At 67.5% G+C, this 1,060-nt stretch carries 2 pseudogenes; both read right to left on the bottom strand.

Annotated elements, in window-relative coordinates:
- Window positions 1–294, bottom strand: a pseudogene (locus Y704_RS18845) (DNA-binding response regulator); the annotation flags it as partial.
- A 335-nt stretch (window positions 295–629) separates the two neighbouring features.
- A pseudogene (locus tag Y704_RS25630) lies at window positions 630–824 on the bottom strand (DNA-binding response regulator); the annotation flags it as partial.
- Between the last annotated feature and the right edge of the window lie 236 nt (window positions 825–1,060).

Genomic DNA, 1,060 nt, shown 5'->3' with positions numbered 1-1,060 from the left:
GTCGAGGACGACGTCGTCGGCGAGCCAGTTGGCCGCGACGGCTGCCATGCCGCCCTCGGTGAGGACGAGCAGGAGCGGGGCGCTGAGGCCCGTCGCCTTGAGGAGCTGGGTCAGCGAGCGTGCTCCCACGAGGTCGCGGCGGGCGTCCACCATCGCGACGTCGCAGGGTGCGGCGTCGAGGAGTGCGGTCGGCTCCGCCGCGAGGACGTGGACCTTGTGGTTGAGGAGCTCAAGGGCCGGCAGGATCTCCACCGAGGAGCCTGTGGTATTGGTCAACATCAGGATGTGCGGCATGGTTCCTCCACTGGTTGGAAACGCGCATCATCGGGCGATGAGTCCCGTCCGGCACACCGGTGTCCCCGAGAGCCAGCAAGAATTTGCCCAAGTATACCTGCAGGCTCCCGGCGGTCCGGGTTCCATCGGCACTCCGGATCAGCCGGACGCGGCCCGCAGGTTTCCCAGAGGTTCCGGCAGTAGGGCAGTATTGCAGGGTGGAGATTCGAAGTGTGGCCATGGCGGCTGGTGCGGCCGGGGCCGCCGTCGCAGGGCTGGTCGGGGCGTCCTATGTCTCGGCAGTCTCGGTGGCAGTGCTCGCGGGAGTCCTTTGCGTGGTCGCCGCGATCGGCTGGGAGGAGCTGGGTCAGCGAGCGTGCTCCCACGAGGTCGCGGCGGGCGTCCACCATCGCGACGTCGCAGGGTGCGGCGTCGAGGAGTGCGGTCGGCTCCGCCGCGAGGACGTGGACCTTGTGGTTGAGGAGCTCAAGGGCCGGCAGGATCTCCACCGAGGAGCCTGTGGTATTGGTCAACATCAGGATGTGCGGCATGGTTCCTCCACTGGTTGGAAACGCGCATCATCGGGCGATGAGTCCCGTCCGGCACACCGGTGTCCCCGAGAGCCAGCAAGAATTTGCCCAAGTATACCTGCAGGCTCCCGGCGGTCCGGGTTCCATCGGCACTCCGGATCAGCCGGACGCGGCCCGCAGGTTTCCCAGAGGTTCCGGCAGTAGGGCAGTATTGCAGGGTGGAGATTCGAAGTGTGGCCCTGGCGGCTGGTGCGGCG

Source organism: Arthrobacter sp. Br18 (genome assembly GCF_000520555.1).
In the GTDB taxonomy this organism is placed as follows: domain Bacteria; phylum Actinomycetota; class Actinomycetes; order Actinomycetales; family Micrococcaceae; genus Arthrobacter_D.
This window is presented reverse-complemented; position numbering and strand designations above follow the sequence as displayed.